Below are 18,506 nucleotides of genomic sequence, written 5' to 3'. Positions count from 1 at the left end.
AATTTATAAAAGTTTTAATTCAAATTATTTTAAAACTCTCGTTAAAGATTTTCATTAAATAAATTTAATTTCTTTAACCAAGCTGTTTTTCGTTCCAATAAGAAAACATCTAAAAGCAAAAAGAAAATCCCAAAGCCTAAAAACCATTGAAATTGGTCCTTAAAATCGGCAAATTGTTTGGCCTCAAACTCTGTTTTGTCCATGCTATTTAAAATGCTGCGAATATTTTCTACAACATCGTTTGTGTTTTTTCCATTTATATAAGCACCATTGGCTTCTTCTGCAATCGCTTTTAGGGTTTCTTCGTTTAAACGTGTAATTACGGTTTCACCTTGGTTATCTTTTTTGTAATTCAGGACAATCCCATTCCGTTTTTCTGGAATAGGCCCACCTTTTATATCACCTACACCTATAGTGAATATACGGATACCTTCTTCATTGGCTTCTTCTGCTATGGCTGCTGCTTCTTCACTATGATCCTCGCCGTCCGATATAATAACGAGCACGCGGTTGGTTTGCTCCTCATCATCAAAATATGTTTTTGCCAGTTTAATAGCTTCGTTTATAGCGGTTCCCTGTGAAGACAACATATCGGTATTCATACTTTGCAAAAACATTTTTGCCGATGCGTAATCTGTTGTTATTGGCAATTGCGGAAATGCTTTTCCTGCATAGGCGATGATGCCAATACGATCACTTGCCAAATTATTAATAATTTGTGTAACAAGTTGTTTCGATTTTTCCAATCTGTTGGGAGCAATATCTTCAGCCAACATACTTTTTGAAACATCAACGGCAAAAACAATATCGACACCTTCCCGTTTAACAGTTTCTAGTTTTGTTCCTATTTTGGGGTTTACCAAGGCAATTGCTAAACAAGCAAAAGCGAGGCTTAAAACACTTATTTTTAAAATTGATTTAAAAAGGGACGTGTTGGGGCTTAATTTTTTGAGTAATTTTTTATCGGCAAATTTGCTTTGTGCTTTATATTTCCAAAACTGAAGCACCAAAAAGAATAGGATTATTACTGGAATAATACCCAATGCCCAAAACCATATTTTCTCTTCTAATTGATACATTTTTTTCTAAACTCAGATATTGAACTAAACAAAACTTCTAAAAACTGTAAAGCGCAAAAGTAATTCTATTAGGAGTAATAACCCTGCAAATAATACTAACGAGCGATACTTCTCCTCGTAATTGTAAAATTTAAATTCCTCTATTTCTGTTTTTTCCAGTTTATTAATTTCGTCGTAAATTTCTTCTAATTTTCTATTGTTGGTTGCTCTAAAATATTTACCCCCGGTAACATCAGCAATTTCTTTCAATAATTCTTCGTCAATCTCTACCTGAATACGTCCATATTGAAATGCACCATTAGATAAAATGCCAACTGGAGACAATGCCATGCCGTTGGTTCCTAAACCGATAGTGTAGGTCTTTATATCATATTCAACTGCCAATTCGCTGGCAATTTTGGGGTCTATAAATCCTGAGTTATTAACCCCATCTGTTAGTAAAATAATGACTTTGCTTTTTGCTTTACTATCCTTTAAACGGTTTACCGCTGTAGCCAAGCCCATCCCTATCGCTGTTCCTCCCTCAATAATATTATTGTATTTTATACTTTTTAAAGAGCGGATTACAATGGCTTTGTCGCTGGTTATGGGTGTTTTTGTGTAACTTTCTCCAGCGTATTCAACCAAGCCGATTCTATCATTTGGTCTGCCTTTAATAAACTCAGCTGCTACCTTTTTTAAGGCTTCTAGTCTATTAGGAGATAAATCTTTTGCTAACATACTTGCCGAGACATCTATGGCCATGACGATGTCTATACCTCTAGTGGTTTTTGTTTTTGTAGAGACATCTACCGTTTGAGGTCTTGCTAAGGCCGTAATTAGTAACCCCAATGCTATTAGGCGTAAAGCAAATAAAAAGTGCTTTAACTTGGGTAACCAGGAGTTAGTAAGTTTAAAACCTTTTAAACTTGATATTTTAAGTTCGGCTGTTTGTTTTTTGTGCTTAAAAATATACCATAATATGGCTAATGGAAGTGCTAATAACAACCAGAAAAAACCTTTATTTAAAAATTCGATTCCCTCAAACATTATTCCTCTGCTTTTTTAAGTTCTACTGAATTTAAAATTCGCTCAACAATTTGATCGGCATAAATATCACTTTCTTTCCAGAAAAGGAGCACCTGTTGTACTACATTTTCTGATGTAAACGCTAAAATAACGTACTTCCCTTTTTCAAATTTTTCAGAATTTGCTACTGGCATATCTAAAGTGCCATGAACTTTTAGTCCTTGGGCACCATTAGGTGTAACAAATTCTTCATTTTTTGTGACAATATTTTTAGCACCAGCAGCTTCAAGTGTTTTAAAATTACCTTCTATAGATTGCTTTATGTCTATTTTATTTTCTCCTAAGTTTTTATATCTGGAAGTGGCAACTACAATATTAAACTTGTCAATTAAACTGCCATAACCAAACATAGTCATATCGACCTGCTGTGCCAATTCTTCTGGCATACCAGCATCCATTCTTTTTAGGACTTTTGGTGTTGAAATGGTTATTGGAGGAAAGCCATATTCACTTGACACCCAATCGCCCTCTAAAAGCTCGATGCTATCGTGGCCTATAATAGTATCCTTTACATAATTAAAACCATATTTTATTGAAAAGCCCACAATGGTGGCTATTAGCAAAAACAAACTAATTGCTATTGTTAGAATAATTTTCTTTCGTGTCTTTTTACGTTCTAATTCTTCCCTATATTTTTCATCTAAAAGCTTCTCTTCCTCTGTTGGTTCTGGTAACACTTCTTTGACATGATCAATTTCGCTGTCAATTGTATTTCGATCCAATTCAGCCAATGCTACATCTGGTGCAGACTTTGCAAACTTCACTAAATCGGCACGTTTTAAAATACTTTCAATATTTTTAATGGTCTCTGGGCTCAAATCAATTTGGTTACCTTCTTTAAGCAACCGGAGCCTGCTAACAAGCTCATCGGTCGTACTTTCTAGAGAATGGTCATATACTTTCTCATCTAAATATTTTCTGATAATGCCTGTTAATTCTGAATAGTATTCTTTTATTTCGGAGTGTTCTAAATAGTGGCTTTCGTCTAATTTTTTAAGTGCTAATTTGGCTCTGTCATATGGAGGAAGCAATGCAATTTCTTCTTCCTCGGTTAGTGGCTTTTTTCTCCAAATAAACCAAAACAATAAAAATGCTATAATACCAATGATTAAAAGCGTAAGCAAAACATATTTCCACCAGTTGCTAGAAGGCTTTTTTACTTCAATTATAGGTTTGATACCGTAAAGTCCTTGTTTTGTAGTGTCTACAACGATATTGTTAACTTCAACTTTTAGAGAATCGGTAAAGAATGTTTTATCTCCAATAATTATTTTTTGCCTTGGAATGGTATAGGCTCCCGAATCAAATTGTGTTAAGCCATATTTTTTGACAAGGTTGTATTTATCGTTCTTTTTTAAGGTATCGACTTCATAAGATTCGATCATTTCTAAAGGCGAAAATGTTTGCCCTTCAGGAAAAACGACCAAACTGGTTGTATCTGTTTCAACTTGAATACGATAGGTTATTTGCTCGCCTATTTTTATAGATGTAGAATCGATGGCTGAAGTAACTTGACCAAAAGAGAAGAGAGAGATGAGAACAAAAACGCAAAACAAGATATGCTTACCAAAAAGATAAGATCGCCTTGATTCTTGACCCTTGATTCCTAATTCCTTAATATTTAAATAAATTTTCTTCATTTTAAAGTAGGTTTCGACTGCACACAATCCAAACATTACATAATTATCCTCTTCTTTTAAAATATCCTAGAAGCTTTTTTACGTAGCTTTCATCAACACGACAATCAATGGCCCCTGCTCCAGATTTTGTAAAGCTCTCTTTATAATAGGCTACTTTTTCATGATAGAATTTACTATAGTTAAGCCTCACTTTTTTTGATGAGGTATTCACTAACATGAGTTCTCTGGTTTCTTCATCTTCCATTTGTACCATGCCCAAGTCGGGTATATTTTCCTCGTGTTTATCATAAACGCGTATGCCCGTAACGTCATGTTTGCCAGAAACAATTTTCATGGTTTGATCATAATCGTCTGCAATAAAATCAGACAATACAAACACAATAGCTTTTTTCTTCATCACGTTTTGCATAAACTTCAAAGCTTCAGCCAAATTTGTTTGTTTACTTTCGGGTTTAAACTCTATAAGCTCACGAATAATGCGAAGTACGTGTGAACGTCCTTTTTTAGGTGGAATATAAAGTTCTACATTATCAGAAAATAGGATAAGCCCAATTTTATCATTGTTTTGGGTTGCCGAAAACGCTAATGTTGCTGCTATTTCTGTAACTACTTCGTTTTTAAACTGTTGTTCTGTTCCAAACAGTTCAGAACCAGAAATATCGACCATGAGCATCATGGTAAGCTCGCGCTCTTCTTCAAAAACTTTTACAAAAGGCTCATTATAGCGTGCCGTTACATTCCAGTCTATATTTCGAACATCGTCTCCAAATTGGTATTGGCGTACTTCACTAAAAGTCATACCACGCCCTTTAAAGGTCGAATGGTATTCGCCTCCAAATATATGATCAGACAAACGACGTGTCTTAATCTCTATTTTTCGTACTTTTTTTAGTAATTCTTTAGTATCCATTTTTTCAGTATGCAGTATGCAGTAACCAGTATTCAGCCGCAATTAATTTAATTGCAAACCGTAGACTGAACACGGAGTTCTGATTAAGGTACTTCTATCTCGTTTACAATTTTGTTGATAATGTCTACCGAAGTTACATTTTCAGCTTCAGCTTCGTAGGTAATGCCTATTCTATGTCTTAATACATCGTAAACAACAGCACGAACGTCTTCTGGAATAACATAACCTCGACGTTTAATAAAGGCATAACATTTAGCAGCTGTTGCTAAATTGATACTTCCACGTGGGGATGCCCCAAAAGAAATGAGAGGCTTTAAATCTGCAAGTTTATATTTTTCTGGATATCGTGTGGCGAATATGATGTCCAGAATGTATTTTTCTATTTTTTCATCCATGTATACTTCACGAACAACCTCTTGAGCTTTTATTATTTGGGAAACAGGAACTACAGGATTTACCTTATCCCAAGCGCCTTTAAGGTTTGCTCTCATAATCATTTGTTCCTCATCAATCTTTGGATAGTCAATAACTGTTTTTAACATAAAACGGTCAACCTGAGCTTCTGGTAACGGATAGGTTCCTTCTTGCTCTACGGGATTTTGTGTGGCCATAACTAAAAATGGCTTGTCTAATACAAAGGTTTCATCACCAATGGTAACTTGCTTTTCCTGCATGGCTTCAAGTAAGGCCGATTGTACTTTAGCCGGGGCCCTATTAATCTCATCTGCTAAAACAAAATTAGCAAATATAGGTCCTTTCTTTATTGAGAAATCATTAACCTTCATATTATATATTAAGGTTCCTGTGACATCTGCGGGGAGTAAATCTGGAGTGAATTGTATTCTACTAAAACTTCCGTCTACCGCTTGTGCTAAAGTGTTTATTGCTAAAGTTTTTGCTAACCCTGGAACACCTTCAAGTAGAATATGCCCACGACCTAATAGTCCGATAAGTAAGCGTTCGACCATATGCTTTTGACCTACGATTACTTTATTCATTTCTAACATCAGTAAATCAACAAAAGCACTTTCCTTTTCAATTTTCTCATTAATTGTCTTAATATCAATTGTACCTGTTTCTTGCATCTTCATTTAATTTTTTAAAGCCCGAATATAATAAGCTTATTTGAGCATTGCAAATTGTTAAAATTTTTCTTCTAAACCTGTTAAGAATAGGTTAAAATATTCTGTCAGCCCAGTTAATAATTGGTTAAAGTAAAAGAGCAGCTCCAAAAGAAACTGCTCTTAAATATTTAAAAATAAAATGTATTTTATGCATCGGGTAAAGTAATAGCTCCTAAATCGTTAGTTTCATCTTCTCTTACTTCTTCATTATTTAATTCTATTATGGCAAGCCCAGACCCTTTAGCAGGTGTTAATGTGATTTTATAAACGCCTATCGGCACATTGTCGAGAAGAAAAACCCCTTCGGTATTGGTATCTGCTCTCATCACGTTACTATCTATTATTGTTGAGGCGGTTACCACCACATTTTTATTAAGTATTTTGCCAGTGATTGTCCCTGTTTTTAAAGCCAATTCTATAGCAGGCTCGATAACTGTAATTTCGCCATTGGTTACTTCTACATCTGCAATAGTTGTTACTTTGTATTTAGAATTTGAATCTATGGGTGTCAATATAACTTCGTATGTTCTGGTAGGAACTCCCCAAAGCGCAAAATCACCTGTATAATTTGTATAAGCTGATATAACCTCGTCATCTTCAGTTCCTGGTGTTTCTTTTGTATTTATAACAGATGCCACAACTGGTTCGTCTGATGGTAATACAGTTCCTTCTATAATTCCAGAACTTACTGCGGTGGTTACCCTCATAACAGGCTTTAGGTTAATATTTCCAGATTTTCCCGCAATGATAACAGATTTATCAACATCGAAATCTATAACAAAATCATAAGTAAAGCCTTCTTCTATTACCGTATCTACTTTTAATTTCAAACCAGACTGTTGGGCACTTGGGGTTTTTAAATCATGAGTTTCTCCAACATCCAAATTATTTTTAACAACAATGGTGTTATGGTCTCCTAACACGAGTCTTATTTGTTTTAAGGTCCCAGTTGGGATAGGAAATTTATCTACTAAAACCTCGTGAACACCACCCGTAAGATCCAGTAAGTTTATAATTTTTTGATTTGAATTAAGCGAGATCCATTCATTTTCGCTATCATGGTTGTTATCCATTTTAATCATAACATCAACAACCTCAATATTTACTTCTTCAAAGTCTCCAGATTCATCCACCAGTTTGATGGTAATTGTTGGGGCTTGTAAATTTGTGTTGTTTGACTCTGAATTATGGCATCCAAAAAAACATAGAAACACCAGAGAAAGGAGGAAGATTTTTATTTTATTTATGACTCTCATGGCAATATCTAATGTGTTAAGTTACTGTTACCGCTTATAAACTTGAACCCAACTAAAAATGGCTATTCTCAGTGATTAGTAACAAACTTATGGTTAGGGATTCACGATAATTTAAAAACAATAATACAATATTAAACCTGTTTTAAGTATTTTTATACGTGAATTGCTAAAAAAGGCATATAACCTGTATAATATATGAAAAAAACTGTCCTAATAACAGGAGCTACAAGTGGTATTGGTGAAGCAACTGCTTACGAATTTGCAAAACAAGGAATCAATTTAATTTTGTGTGGAAGGCGTTTAAGGCGTCTAGATACGATCCAAAAAGCATTAGAACGTTTAACCAATGTTCATACTTTAAATTTTGATGTGCGCGACAAAGCAAAAACGTTAGAGGCTATTGAATCACTACCAGACGCATTTAAAACCATTGATATTTTAATAAATAATGCAGGTAATGCACATGGTTTAGACCCTATCAACGAAGGAAACCTTGATGATTGGGATGCGATGATGGATATTAATGTAAAAGGGTTACTTTATGTAAGTAAAGCGGTTATTCCACAAATGACAGCCCGCCAATCTGGACATATTATTAATATTGGCTCGTCTGCAGGTAAGGAGGTTTACCCCAAAGGAAATGTGTACTGTGCCAGTAAACATGCCGTTTTGGCTATTACAGAAGGGATGCGTATAGACTTAAACCCATTTGGAATTAAGGTAGGGTCTGTAAATCCAGGCTTAGTAGAAACCGAATTTTCACAAGTACGTTTTAAGGGCGATAAAATTGCCGATTCTGTTTATAGGGGATTTAAAGCTTTACAAGCCAAAGACATTGCGGAGATTATTTATTTTGCCATTTCGAGACCTCCTCATGTAAACATTGCAGATTTATTGGTGTTTCCAACTGCTCAGGCCAATAGCGTGACTGTAAAAAAAGAGTTTTAGATGAAGAAGATATTCCTGCTCCTGTGCTACTTGGTAATCTTTAGGTTTTGTGTTGAATCGTTATATGGTCAAGTTTCTAATGACTCAAAGTTTGTTGTCCACACTGTCGATTTAAAACAACAAACCCTTAAGTTTTATTGGAAAAATGATCATGGTATTAATATTGGGAATCATAAAAACTTAAAAACATTTCTTAAAAGTAAAAATCAAGAATTAATTTTTGCTACTAATGGAGGGATGTATATGAAAGATGGTTCGCCCCAAGGATTGTTTATAGAAGATGGGATTACCAAAATTCCGTTGGATACTTCAAAAAAGGATTATGGCAATTTTTATTTACAACCTAATGGTGTTTTTTACATAACAAAAGATAACAAAGGGATTGTATGTAAAACTGAAAACTTTAGACCTGACAAAAAAATAGTTTATGCAACACAGTCGGGGCCCATGTTGGTTATCGATAACAAAATTCACCCTGTATTTAAAAAGGACTCAAAGCATTTACATATAAGAAACGGTGTTGGTGTACTCCCAAACGGTAACCTCTTATTTGCCATGTCTAAAGGTTTAATCACGCTATATGATTTTGCGGAATTTTTCAAAAATAAAGGTTGTAAAAATGCTTTGTATCTCGACGGATTTGTATCAAGAACCTATTTACCTTCTAAAAGATGGGGGCAATTAGATGGTAGTTTTGGAGTAATTATTGCTGAAATTAAAGAAATAAACTAAGACCCTTGTCTTACTTGGAATGATACTATGATTAATAAACGCCTCCTTATAAAACATCTATTAGCTCATAATGATGAGAACAGTTTTTATGATAAAAAGCGAAAAATAGACATTAGTCATAAAGAAGGGAAGGCTAAATTTTTAAAACATATTTGTGCCCTGTCTAATAGCAACCCTAAAAACAATTCTTATATCGTTATTGGTGTTGAAGATGAAGATAACCATGTTATTGGTGTTGATTTTTTTGATGATAGTAAAATACAGAACCTTATCAATGCCTATTTGAGCAATCCACCTATAGTACAATATGAAAACATTCCGTTTCCGCATCTTCCCGATCATAAAGTGGTTGGTTTGGTAACCATTAGGCCTACTGGAAAAATAACATCCCTTCGAAAAAATATCTGGAAATACTACGGAGGCTCTGTGTTTTTTAGAGATGGTAGTATGAGTATGCCCAAGGTATTCGATATTGAAATAAAAGATGTCAATTCTAAAATTGTCGAAGCCATTGAGAACAATGCACAAAACAATATAGAGCATACGCTCGATGGGGTTTTCGACTTTATGAATACCCGTAAAGATTTTAATGCGCAGTACAAAGTTTTTAAAGAGTATTTTGTAGTATGCTGGGCGGGTCAAAAAAAAGCTATAAAGGATGAGGTTTTCTTTTCTAGGGTTGATATTGAGTTGATTAATGAGCAGGTACGTCTATTTTTCTCTGCCTTGGATGAGGTCTCCATCTCATTCAATGATGAAAGCTTTAAGATTATTGAATATGTAAATCTTGGACTCCAAAACTCCAGTAAATATTATCAATTAGAAGAAACAATTATTCGTTTTGAAAATAATGCAAGCTACAGTATTGAAACAAAGTTATTATTTCAACCACCTCAGTTTGACAAAAAGGTATTACACCATATTTATAATGCCAATAATGCTATTTTAGAAAAACTCAAAAAAGGGCTTACGCTTACAAAAAGGGAGGAAGTGGATTTGAAAAATTTACCTGGAACATATCTTATTTGTTTTCTTAATTCTTTTCAGGAAGCAAGAAACAAGCTTAATGAAGCAAGGCCTCATTTAAAAACACATAGTAAAGAGTTATATAGTCTTTACAAGGAATCTTTGCGTATTTTAAGAAAGGTAAAATATAGTTGATTAACATTTGTTAATTATTTAACTATAAATTAACGTACAAATTTTGATAGGCGATAAAAATCACTAATTTTGCAGCGCTATTAATCTTTTTAGATATAACCTTGTTTCTTTCGAGTATTCGGTATGGGGCAAGGTTTTTTTGTGCTTTTTTAAGGCAAAATAATTATCTTTTATATACGTCTATGTCTATCGTATACACTTTAACTAACGTTATTTAAAGAACAATACCCTCCAAAATTGAAAGATATAGACATGTATTCAATGTGTAAAATCCTTGTTTTTTTAAGTGTTTAATCATCTTACTATAACTGAAAATTACGGATTACCCATAACAAAACACCAGTTTTCTCTCAGTTAGGATTGTATAAAATAAACTACATTTATTACTCCTATTAGCACCCCAACCAAATAAATTTGAGCTTATTTATAACAGTAAGCAGTAAAGGATTTCCATAAATCTTTTACAAAGAAGGATTTTATTGTCAAATTTTAAAAACTTACATTAGTATTATAAAGGAAAACTCACATATAACCCAAAATGCTTTGGACACTAAAAAATTAAATTAGAAAAATATTGTTTGGACAATAATTGAGGTGTTAATTTCAACTTCTAATTATTATCTAATACAGTGGGCGTTGAAAAGCACAAAATTTCCTTTTATTGACGATATGATTTTAGGTGTTTTCTTTTTGCTTCTTTCTTTAGGCATAATTTATGGTTTAACCATTAACGGATTTATTAAAGTTGATGAATTTATTACTAAAGAAAAATTAAATAAAAAAAGGTGTTATATATTCCATATTAGGAGTGATTTGTTCTTTAGTTGTTATGAATTTACTTTCTGTATTAAACGTAATTGATTCAGATTTTCCACTGTTATTATTTATTTTGATAGTAATGACCTTGCCTGTAATTTGTTTAAATTATGGGTTGCGCTTAAAATAATGTAACCTTTAATTATTAACCTAAATTGATGGCAGCCGAGCTTTTAAAATGGACTGAATTATTCGTGTGTGACCGTTAACGAAAGGTAATTTATTATTAAATTTGATAAGTCAAAAAAGGAATGTAGATGTGACAGTAGAGATTCTTGAAAAAGTGAATCTAGATAAAAGATTAATAGCTGATATTTTAAAAGTATTATATGAAATAAAAAACAATTTATACCACCTATTTAAATCTCATTTTTTGTTTATAGATATATACATGCAAAACCAATAAACTTAAACCAATTCAAATGACATATTATTTCCGTAATTTTTTTTACTATTACTATTTTTATAATATTTATTTCTAACATTGCAAACGCTCAGCCACAAAAGGGGGAGTTTATTCATGCCTCTATAGGCTTTGGAGCAAGTGCGCCTTATGATGATTTAGAGATATACGGTTCTGGTTTTTATGCTCAAGCAGAATATGTTATTAGTCCAAAAAAATGGTTTGGTGTTAGACCTTATGCTGGATTTATTTTAACGTCTCCTAGTAGTTCGACACATGAAGACTTAACTGAATACGAAGTAACTACCGATGCATTTTTTTTAGGTAGTAAAATCCGAGTTGCTGCCCCAATTCCGTGGTTTGCACCTTATTTTGAAATAGGTGTAGGTGCTTCTGTTGGTTCTTTTGTAACATATACACCTAATGTCGATTTAAAGAAAAAAGGATTCTTGATACATATTCCCTTTTCTTTAGGAGTAGCAGTAGGCCGTAATCATAATATTGAATTAGCCTTAGCTTATCATGCATACCCTTCTGTTGAACAGTTTAATGGAGCTTTTGCTTTTGGATTATCTTTCCCTTTAAATTAAAGATGATTTAAAAAGAATCTATTTTGATATAACTATTGAAATTCAGTGTTATGTCATTTGCTGAATACACATTAAATAAAATCCAACTGCTTAAACGATCTGTTCAAGATTTTTTCATCATTCACCTCCAGCCATTTGTTTAAAACGGTCGCATAGATGGTTCTAAAATCGATTTCAAATTTTAAGTCCCCATTATCATCCAAATCACTTAAACTAGCCATATTATTGTAAAGCCCTTGTTTCTTTAAATGCTCTCCAATAATAAATACATTATTTGCTGTACCGTGATCTGTGCCTAAACTGGCGTTTTGTTTAACACGACGCCCAAATTCCGAAAAAGTTAAAATTAAAGTGTCTTTAAATGTATTATTTTCCTTTAAATCCTGAACAAAGGTTGCGATACCATCTGCATAATTTTTTAATAGACGTTTTTGAGTATTTAACTGGTTTACATGCGTATCGAAACCACTTAATGATCCATAGAATACTTTGGTGCCCATACCCGAGTTGATAAATTGAGCGGTTATTTTTAACTGTTTTCCAAACGCATTATTTGGATATTCTTTATGGGGTGAAACTGTTTTGCTGGTTTCATAAATATATTTAGCAGAAGACTCGGCAGCAATCATAGATTTATATAAGTAGCCTAAATTATGTTCGCTTAAGTGTGCGTCATCCAGGTGGTTATAGATATTCTTAAAATAAGGATCTTTAGATAGGTTATAAAAAACTTTCGGGTTTTGAGTTGCAATGGCGTTTGTGGTTTCCCCTTTCATGGCCAGTGACAAGCTTTCATCGATTTCAATAGCACTGTAAGGATGTTTTCCATAGTTATCCAAATAGCGCCCAAGCCACCCGCTTTGTAGATATTTATCTGAGTCTGTAGCCGTTTGCCAAATATCCATGGATCTGAAATGAGACCTAACAGGGTTTGGATATCCTACATTGTTAATAATTGATAAATGTCCATCATCGTACAAACGTTTTAAAGGAGCTAGATTGGTATGTAATCCAACGTCATCATTGAGTTTGATAATATCACTTTTTGGAATTGCCAAAGTGGGGCGTTCTTTGTAATATAAATCGTTTCTAAACGGAATGACAGTATTTAAACCATCATTTCCGCCAGATAATTGAATAATGACTAACCTTTTATAACCCAAGCTCATACTGGTTACTTGTTCAAAGGCTTTTACAAAGCTTGGAACAAAAAATAAACTGCTTGCCAAAGATGATTTTTTTAAAAATTTTCTTCTGTCCATAATTAACACATTTGATATTCTGGTAACGACATGAGCTGCACACAATGTTCCTGTTTGGATACTTTGCTTAACGATTTTAAATACTCGTTTGCAGTTTTGTTTATACTGCAAGCAAGAATATGATCTTTTAAATCGTTTATATCTACATTTTTAAACGCATTGTTGAAATAGTTCCAATCACTTTCTGTTTTAAAGTGCTTTCCATAATGTTTTTTAAAGAACTGTTTTTTTGTTTCCATAGCAGAGCTAGATGTTCCTTCTTTAACCTTGGAGATATAGGCGTTATTCAAAATAAGCGATGGCAGTTTTAAACGCATAATTATGGTATTGCTGTCAATCCAGTTTCTGCCACCTTTCCAGCCAGCTACATTTGGTGGATTCAACAATGTTTGACCTAATAATTTTTGAATATATAGTAGTTGCTTCTGTTTTTTAAAATTTACAGGAACGACATTTTTTATGCCTACTAAAAATTCAATAGGGGATTTTATTTTGTTACCCATGTTTTTTTCATCATAAAACCAACTTGAAAACATCATATAACGTATGATGTTCGCTATATCATAATCGGCGTAAAATACGTCTGTCATATCATTGACATGGTTTTTGTCTATAATGTCATTAACAAAATACCGATATATTTTTTCACAGATGAATCTTGCGCATTGCCTGTTTTTTAGAATTATGTTAATAATATCATCCCCATTAAAATTTCCCGATTGACCAAAAAAAGTTTTGATGCCTTCGTCATGCTGGCGTTTTCTAAAAACAAATCGTCCTTGTAAATTATGACTATAACCTGTAAAAGCCCTGGCACTTTCTTTGATATCGTTTTCGGTATAATTTCCAACACCCAATGTGAATAATTCCATGAGTTCTCGTGCAAAATTCTCGTTAGGCTTACGTTTGCGGTTTTGCTTGGTATTTAGGTACTTTGTCATGGCTGCTTCTTTAGAGATAGCTATCACAAAATCTCTAAAGTTTCCTAAAGCATGGGTGCGTAACGTATTGTGAAACTGCTGACTATACACATAATTATTGTCTTTGCATACAAAATGATTCGCCCAGAACAAAGTCATTTTTTCTCGTAGCAATTCTTTAGGGTTTGTAAGCCTCTCTACCCAAGCCACATTCAATTCCTTGGTTTTTTGTCGGCTCATGGTTCGAACTTTCCTGATATTCTCTTTGGTTTTTTCATACGAACCACTTAACAGGTCATCAAGTTCGGAAGTGTCTAATTTCAGGGGCGTTACTTTTTTTGAGTCATTAAGAAGGTTGTCAACTATAACTTTTTTACTTTGTTTAGAAAGCTTTTTGAGTTCGGGTGGTGAGATTCCAAAACCAATACGCCAATACAAATGCTGAATATGTTTCGTTTTCATCTAACTTAATTTAAAGTATAAGGAGCGGTTTGTAGTTACTTTGACTCGAATTGGTTAGAAAGGTTTAATCTTCAAGATACAAAAAAACATTTCAAGTTAAAACGGTTATTTAAGACTATCCTTATATTGAACAAATTAACGGAACTTTTGCTTTTGGTTGTCTTTTCCAAAAACTTGCTAGATACTAAAACAGGCATTCATTAAATACCAGATATAACATCAGCATTACCGAAATACAATTTAACACCCAACCCGATAGAATGAAATCTTGCATTATCAAATATATTTTGAATATCGGGAGACGTTCTGATATTCATTTTATCATTCCGATAATTGTAGTTTAAGCATACTGCAAATTCATCTGAAAGCATGTAATCAAAATATATATTATAATTCCTAACGCGTCCACTATCCCTTTGATAAGCTTTTCTATTATTTGTAAAATGAGTGTTTCTATAAAATGACTCACCATAAACAGAAACGCTTAAACCTAATCTCATTTTTGGAAGTGCTAACACCTCATAGCCAATGCTTAGGTATTGATGTTGAGCTTCTGTTTTATTATAGTTTCCAATTATTGACTGGTCAATTACTTTAAAATAGTTGGTGCCTACACTACCAGAAACAAAAAATTGTTTATGAATAAAAAACAGTGCCTTGATATCGAAACCTATTTTGCTTTTTGTCCCAAGGCCAATAAAATTATCTCCAGAAGGTATGGGTACATTAAAATTTATAGAACCAAAACCTAATTTCTGCTTTGTCTCTTTAAAATCTTGTTTCGAATTATTTTTACTTTCTGAAGTCTCGGTAACTTGAGCAAAAGAAAAAAGACTTACAAATAAAAGCGCACAAAAAAAGGAAGTTTTAATATGAGAAATTGAAATCATAGTTTTCACGGTCAATAATAAAAGTTTCTATCACTTCTGGTTCATCATCTATAACATATTTAAACTCAACTGTCGTTCCTAAGAGAGTGGAAAATGAATTGTCAGTATTAGGTGTTGCATCATTAAGAAACCTATTAATACTAATCTTTTCGAAACAGTCCGTTTTGTTTGCATCTTGGGTTCCTTTGTCAAAAAACTCATAACAATTTGTATTGTTAAATTTAAATGAAAACCTAAATTCAGTTGCAGAAGGGCTCGTTTTTGTAATATTGTAATTAACCTTTGAAACTGTTCTAAGTTCAAGGGTTTTCAGGTTAAATGTTAAATCTTCTGGAAAAAAACTTTTTGTATTCGTGGCATATATATAAGTTGAAAACTTATTCTGTCCATCTACTTCAATTGCAAAATCGTCATCTTGATCATAAAGTGCTATTATTGAAAATGCCCCATTTTGCTTGCTATAACCTGTACCCAATAGAAATGTATTACCATCACCTGAAAATAACCCATCTGGTTTTCTTGTATATATACTTATCTTAGTATCTGGTATTGGATCATTATTTTCATCTACAAGATTTCCTTTTACTAATAGTCTTATATTTCCTTCAAATTCTGGAGGCCGACAACTTATAAAAAAACTCAAAAGCAATAAATAGATCCATTTATGTTTCATAAATCTGTTTTTAAATTAAGGATGCTAAATACTGAAAATAGTTGCGTAAAATTAACAACAAAAATTACTATTATTACAAATCAAACTTAATGCCTTGTGCTAAAGGTAGTTCTGTTGTGTAGTTTATAGTATTGGTTTGACGTCTCATGTATACTTTCCAGGCATCGGAACCAGATTCACGGCCGCCTCCGGTTTCTTTTTCACCGCCAAAAGCACCACCAATTTCGGCACCTGAAGTTCCTATGTTCACATTGGCAATACCACAGTCGGAGCCAGAAACAGACAAAAAGCGCTCGGCTTCCCTTAGATTATTGGTCATAATAGCAGAGCTTAAGCCTTGAGCCACTTGATTTTGAATATCAATAGCATTTTCTACAGTTCCTGAATATTTTAGTAAATATAAAACAGGTGCAAAAGTCTCATGCTGCACAATTTCAAAGTGAGGTTGTGCTTCAGCAATGGCTGGTTTTACATAACAACCACTTTCGTAACCTTTGCCAGAAAGTACACCGCCTTCAACAATAATGTTTCCGCCTTCTTCCTTAACTTTAGCCAATGCGTTTTCATACATTTTTACGGCGTCTGTATCGATTAAAGGACCTACATGATTGTTTTCATCCAGCGGATTTCCAATACGCAACTGTTTGTACGCATCTACAATGGCATTTTTTACCTGTTCGTAAACACTGTCGTGAATAATTAAGCGACGTGTCGAGGTGCAACGTTGTCCAGCGGTACCAACAGCTCCAAAAACAGCCCCAATAACGGTCATTTTAATATCAGCATCTGGTGTTACAATAATGGCGTTGTTACCACCAAGTTCTAATAAACTTTTGCCTAAACGTGCAGCCACTTCTTGGGCTACAATTTTACCCATTCTGGTAGAACCCGTTGCAGAAATTAATGGAATACGAGCATCCTTGGTCATAAATTCACCTACTTTATAATCGCCATTAATTAAATTGCAAATACCTTCGGGCAGATTATTCTCTTTAAAAACCTCGGCTGCAATGTTCTGGCAAGCCACACCACACATAGGTGTTTTTTCAGAAGGTTTCCAAACGCAAACATCGCCACATACCCAAGCCAGAGCTGTGTTCCACGCCCAAACAGCAACAGGAAAATTAAACGCCGAAATAATACCTACTACGCCCAGTGGGTGATATTGCTCATACATTCTGTGCCCAGGACGTTCCGAATGCATGGTTAAACCATGAAGCTGACGCGACAAGCCCACTGCAAAATCACATATGTCGATCATTTCCTGGACTTCGCCCAGTCCTTCCTGATAAGATTTGCCCATTTCATAAGAGACGAGCTTTCCTAAAGCCTCTTTTTTTGCTCTTAATTTTTCACCAAATTGACGTACAATCTCACCACGCTGCGGTGCAGGCATGGTTCTCCAGGTTTTGAATGCTTTAGTTGCTGCATTCATTACCTTGTCGTAATCTTCTTTTGTAGTTGTTTTTACTTTACCAATTAATTGTCCATCAACAGGCGAATGACTTTCAATAATATCTCCATGAGAGAAATTATTGGAGCCTGTTGAACTTCCTTCATTTAAATCTTTAACACCTAACTGTGTTAAAGCCTCATTTATTCCGAAATCAGCAGAAACTGTGCTCATATATATCAATTTTTTGCGAATTATTTAATTTTTTGCAAGATACTTATAAAGTTTATTTTAAATCTTAATTTTTATTACAAAAAATAATCAAGAATGGTTTCAAGGTATTTAGACTAAACCTAAAAAGTATGGATGCTATAAAACCATACCAGTTATTGAACTACACAGAAGCCTTTTAGATAGAAGTGGGAATGAGCTCATTATTTGGATTTATAGCAGAAGAGAAAAGTGCATTTTAATAAAGCTAACCTTTCTGGTAAGTAAATATATAGGAGAAAAGAGGTGTGAAAATAAATTTATATGGATACTTATTTTATTTCTTAAAGAAAAGCTGAGTGAAATAATAAGTTCCAGATTTACTTTTAACAACACTAACGCCAATATGTGAAAAGTTTCCTTCTATATTTTTACGATGGTCATCACTATTTAGCCAAGCAGTCATAACTTGTTGGGCAGAAACCTGTTTGAATGCTACATTTTCACCCACACTTTTAGCATTCTCTTCATCAAACAGCTGCTTTGCTCGAGAATCAAAATTCTCATGGCCAATATTTCCTTGACTAATCATGAAAATATTGTGCTCTTCGGCTAAGTCTTCGGCTAAAACATTAGTTTCTAAAATTTGTTTTCCTATGCTAAGTCTGTGTTCATTAACTAATTTTAGTATATCATTGGCTATATCAGTGGTCATTTCCTTTTCAGTATCGACAGCCGAATCATCTTTTGAACACCCTATGTTACAGGTTAATATGGTTAAAAATGTTAAGGTAAGTCCAGTTTTTAATAAAAAGTTTTTCATGAATGATTTGATTTGGAGTATTCAAATATACGTTTCATTTGGCTTTATGGTTTATTTGCTTTTTTAAACCAATCCAAATCCATAACAAAAAATCTAACCCTAATTATATTTTTTTGACTTATAATAAAAGAGAAGCTATATCTTCC

General features: G+C 33.5%; 16 protein-coding genes. 4 read left to right on the top strand and 12 right to left on the bottom strand.

The genetic code is table 11. The annotated features are described in order from the left end of the window. Positions 1–41 precede the first annotated feature (41 nt). From HHX25_RS15290 to HHX25_RS15265, 6 genes are all read right to left on the bottom strand, one after another. Positions 42–1,079 carry a vWA domain-containing protein gene (locus HHX25_RS15290; RefSeq protein ID WP_169675304.1) on the bottom strand — a complete coding sequence of 346 codons (1,038 nt, stop codon included), beginning with the start codon at positions 1,077–1,079 and terminating at the stop codon, positions 42–44. A 24-nt stretch (positions 1,080–1,103) separates the two neighbouring features. Continuing rightward, the gene (locus HHX25_RS15285) at positions 1,104–2,108 is read right to left on the bottom strand and encodes a vWA domain-containing protein (protein ID WP_169675302.1); all 1,005 of its coding nucleotides are present in this window, start codon (positions 2,106–2,108) and stop codon (positions 1,104–1,106) included. Next, the gene (locus tag HHX25_RS15280; RefSeq protein WP_240964551.1) at positions 2,108–3,787 is read right to left on the bottom strand and encodes a hypothetical protein; all 1,680 of its coding nucleotides are present in this window, start codon (positions 3,785–3,787) and stop codon (positions 2,108–2,110) included. Before HHX25_RS15280 ends, HHX25_RS15285 begins: the two co-directional genes overlap by 1 nt. A 43-nt stretch (positions 3,788–3,830) precedes the next feature. After that, positions 3,831–4,697, bottom strand: coding sequence for a DUF58 domain-containing protein (locus HHX25_RS15275; RefSeq protein ID WP_169675300.1), 867 nt, complete (start codon positions 4,695–4,697; stop codon positions 3,831–3,833). 83 nt (positions 4,698–4,780) lie between these two features. Further along, positions 4,781–5,782 (bottom strand): AAA family ATPase, encoded by a 1,002-nt coding sequence (locus HHX25_RS15270; RefSeq protein ID WP_169675590.1) that lies wholly within the window; start codon positions 5,780–5,782, stop codon positions 4,781–4,783. A gap of 185 nt (positions 5,783–5,967) precedes the next feature. Beyond that, entirely contained in the window at positions 5,968–7,077 is a 1,110-nt protein-coding gene (locus HHX25_RS15265) for a DUF4382 domain-containing protein (RefSeq protein ID WP_240964550.1), read from the bottom strand. 195 nt (positions 7,078–7,272) lie between these two features. On the opposite strand from HHX25_RS15265, the gene HHX25_RS15260 reads away from it, so the two are divergent. The 4 genes from HHX25_RS15260 (at position 7,273) to HHX25_RS15245 (ending at position 11,727) form a co-directional block, all read left to right on the top strand. Beyond that, positions 7,273–8,025 (top strand): SDR family NAD(P)-dependent oxidoreductase, encoded by a 753-nt coding sequence (locus HHX25_RS15260; protein WP_169675298.1) that lies wholly within the window; start codon positions 7,273–7,275, stop codon positions 8,023–8,025. Then, positions 8,026–8,757: a phosphodiester glycosidase family protein gene (locus HHX25_RS15255; protein ID WP_169675296.1), complete on the top strand. Its 732-nt coding sequence runs from the start codon at positions 8,026–8,028 to the stop codon at positions 8,755–8,757. Positions 8,758–8,784: 27 nt separating this feature from the next. Next, positions 8,785–9,918: an ATP-binding protein gene (locus HHX25_RS15250; protein WP_169675294.1), complete on the top strand. Its 1,134-nt coding sequence runs from the start codon at positions 8,785–8,787 to the stop codon at positions 9,916–9,918. A gap of 1,668 nt (positions 9,919–11,586) precedes the next feature. After that, positions 11,587–11,727: a hypothetical protein gene (locus tag HHX25_RS15245; protein WP_169675292.1), complete on the top strand. Its 141-nt coding sequence runs from the start codon at positions 11,587–11,589 to the stop codon at positions 11,725–11,727. 71 nt (positions 11,728–11,798) lie between these two features. On the opposite strand, the gene HHX25_RS15240 is transcribed toward HHX25_RS15245, so the two are convergent. The 6 genes from HHX25_RS15240 to HHX25_RS15215 form a co-directional block, all read right to left on the bottom strand. Beyond that, positions 11,799–12,989: a DUF1501 domain-containing protein gene (locus HHX25_RS15240; RefSeq protein WP_169675290.1), complete on the bottom strand. Its 1,191-nt coding sequence runs from the start codon at positions 12,987–12,989 to the stop codon at positions 11,799–11,801. A gap of 2 nt (positions 12,990–12,991) precedes the next feature. Continuing rightward, positions 12,992–14,371: a DUF1800 domain-containing protein gene (locus HHX25_RS15235; protein ID WP_169675288.1), complete on the bottom strand. Its 1,380-nt coding sequence runs from the start codon at positions 14,369–14,371 to the stop codon at positions 12,992–12,994. A 200-nt stretch (positions 14,372–14,571) separates the two neighbouring features. Further along, positions 14,572–15,261, bottom strand: a complete 690-nt coding sequence (locus HHX25_RS15230; RefSeq protein ID WP_169675285.1) for an outer membrane beta-barrel protein — start codon at positions 15,259–15,261, stop codon at positions 14,572–14,574. After that, positions 15,239–15,934 (bottom strand): hypothetical protein, encoded by a 696-nt coding sequence (locus HHX25_RS15225; RefSeq protein WP_169675283.1) that lies wholly within the window; start codon positions 15,932–15,934, stop codon positions 15,239–15,241. The genes HHX25_RS15230 and HHX25_RS15225 overlap by 23 nt, the downstream gene beginning before the upstream one ends. Before the next feature lie 73 nt (positions 15,935–16,007). Then, entirely contained in the window at positions 16,008–17,561 is a 1,554-nt protein-coding gene (gene amaB, locus HHX25_RS15220; RefSeq protein WP_169675281.1) for an L-piperidine-6-carboxylate dehydrogenase, read from the bottom strand. Positions 17,562–17,874: 313 nt separating this feature from the next. Then, positions 17,875–18,360, bottom strand: a complete 486-nt coding sequence (locus HHX25_RS15215; protein ID WP_169675279.1) for a CAP domain-containing protein — start codon at positions 18,358–18,360, stop codon at positions 17,875–17,877. Positions 18,361–18,506: the final 146 nt, after the last annotated feature.

This window comes from Flavivirga algicola (genome assembly GCF_012910715.1).
GTDB lineage: Bacteria > Bacteroidota > Bacteroidia > Flavobacteriales > Flavobacteriaceae > Flavivirga > Flavivirga algicola.
The sequence above is the reverse complement of the archived record's forward strand: the minus strand, read 5'-3'. Positions and strand labels throughout refer to the sequence as shown.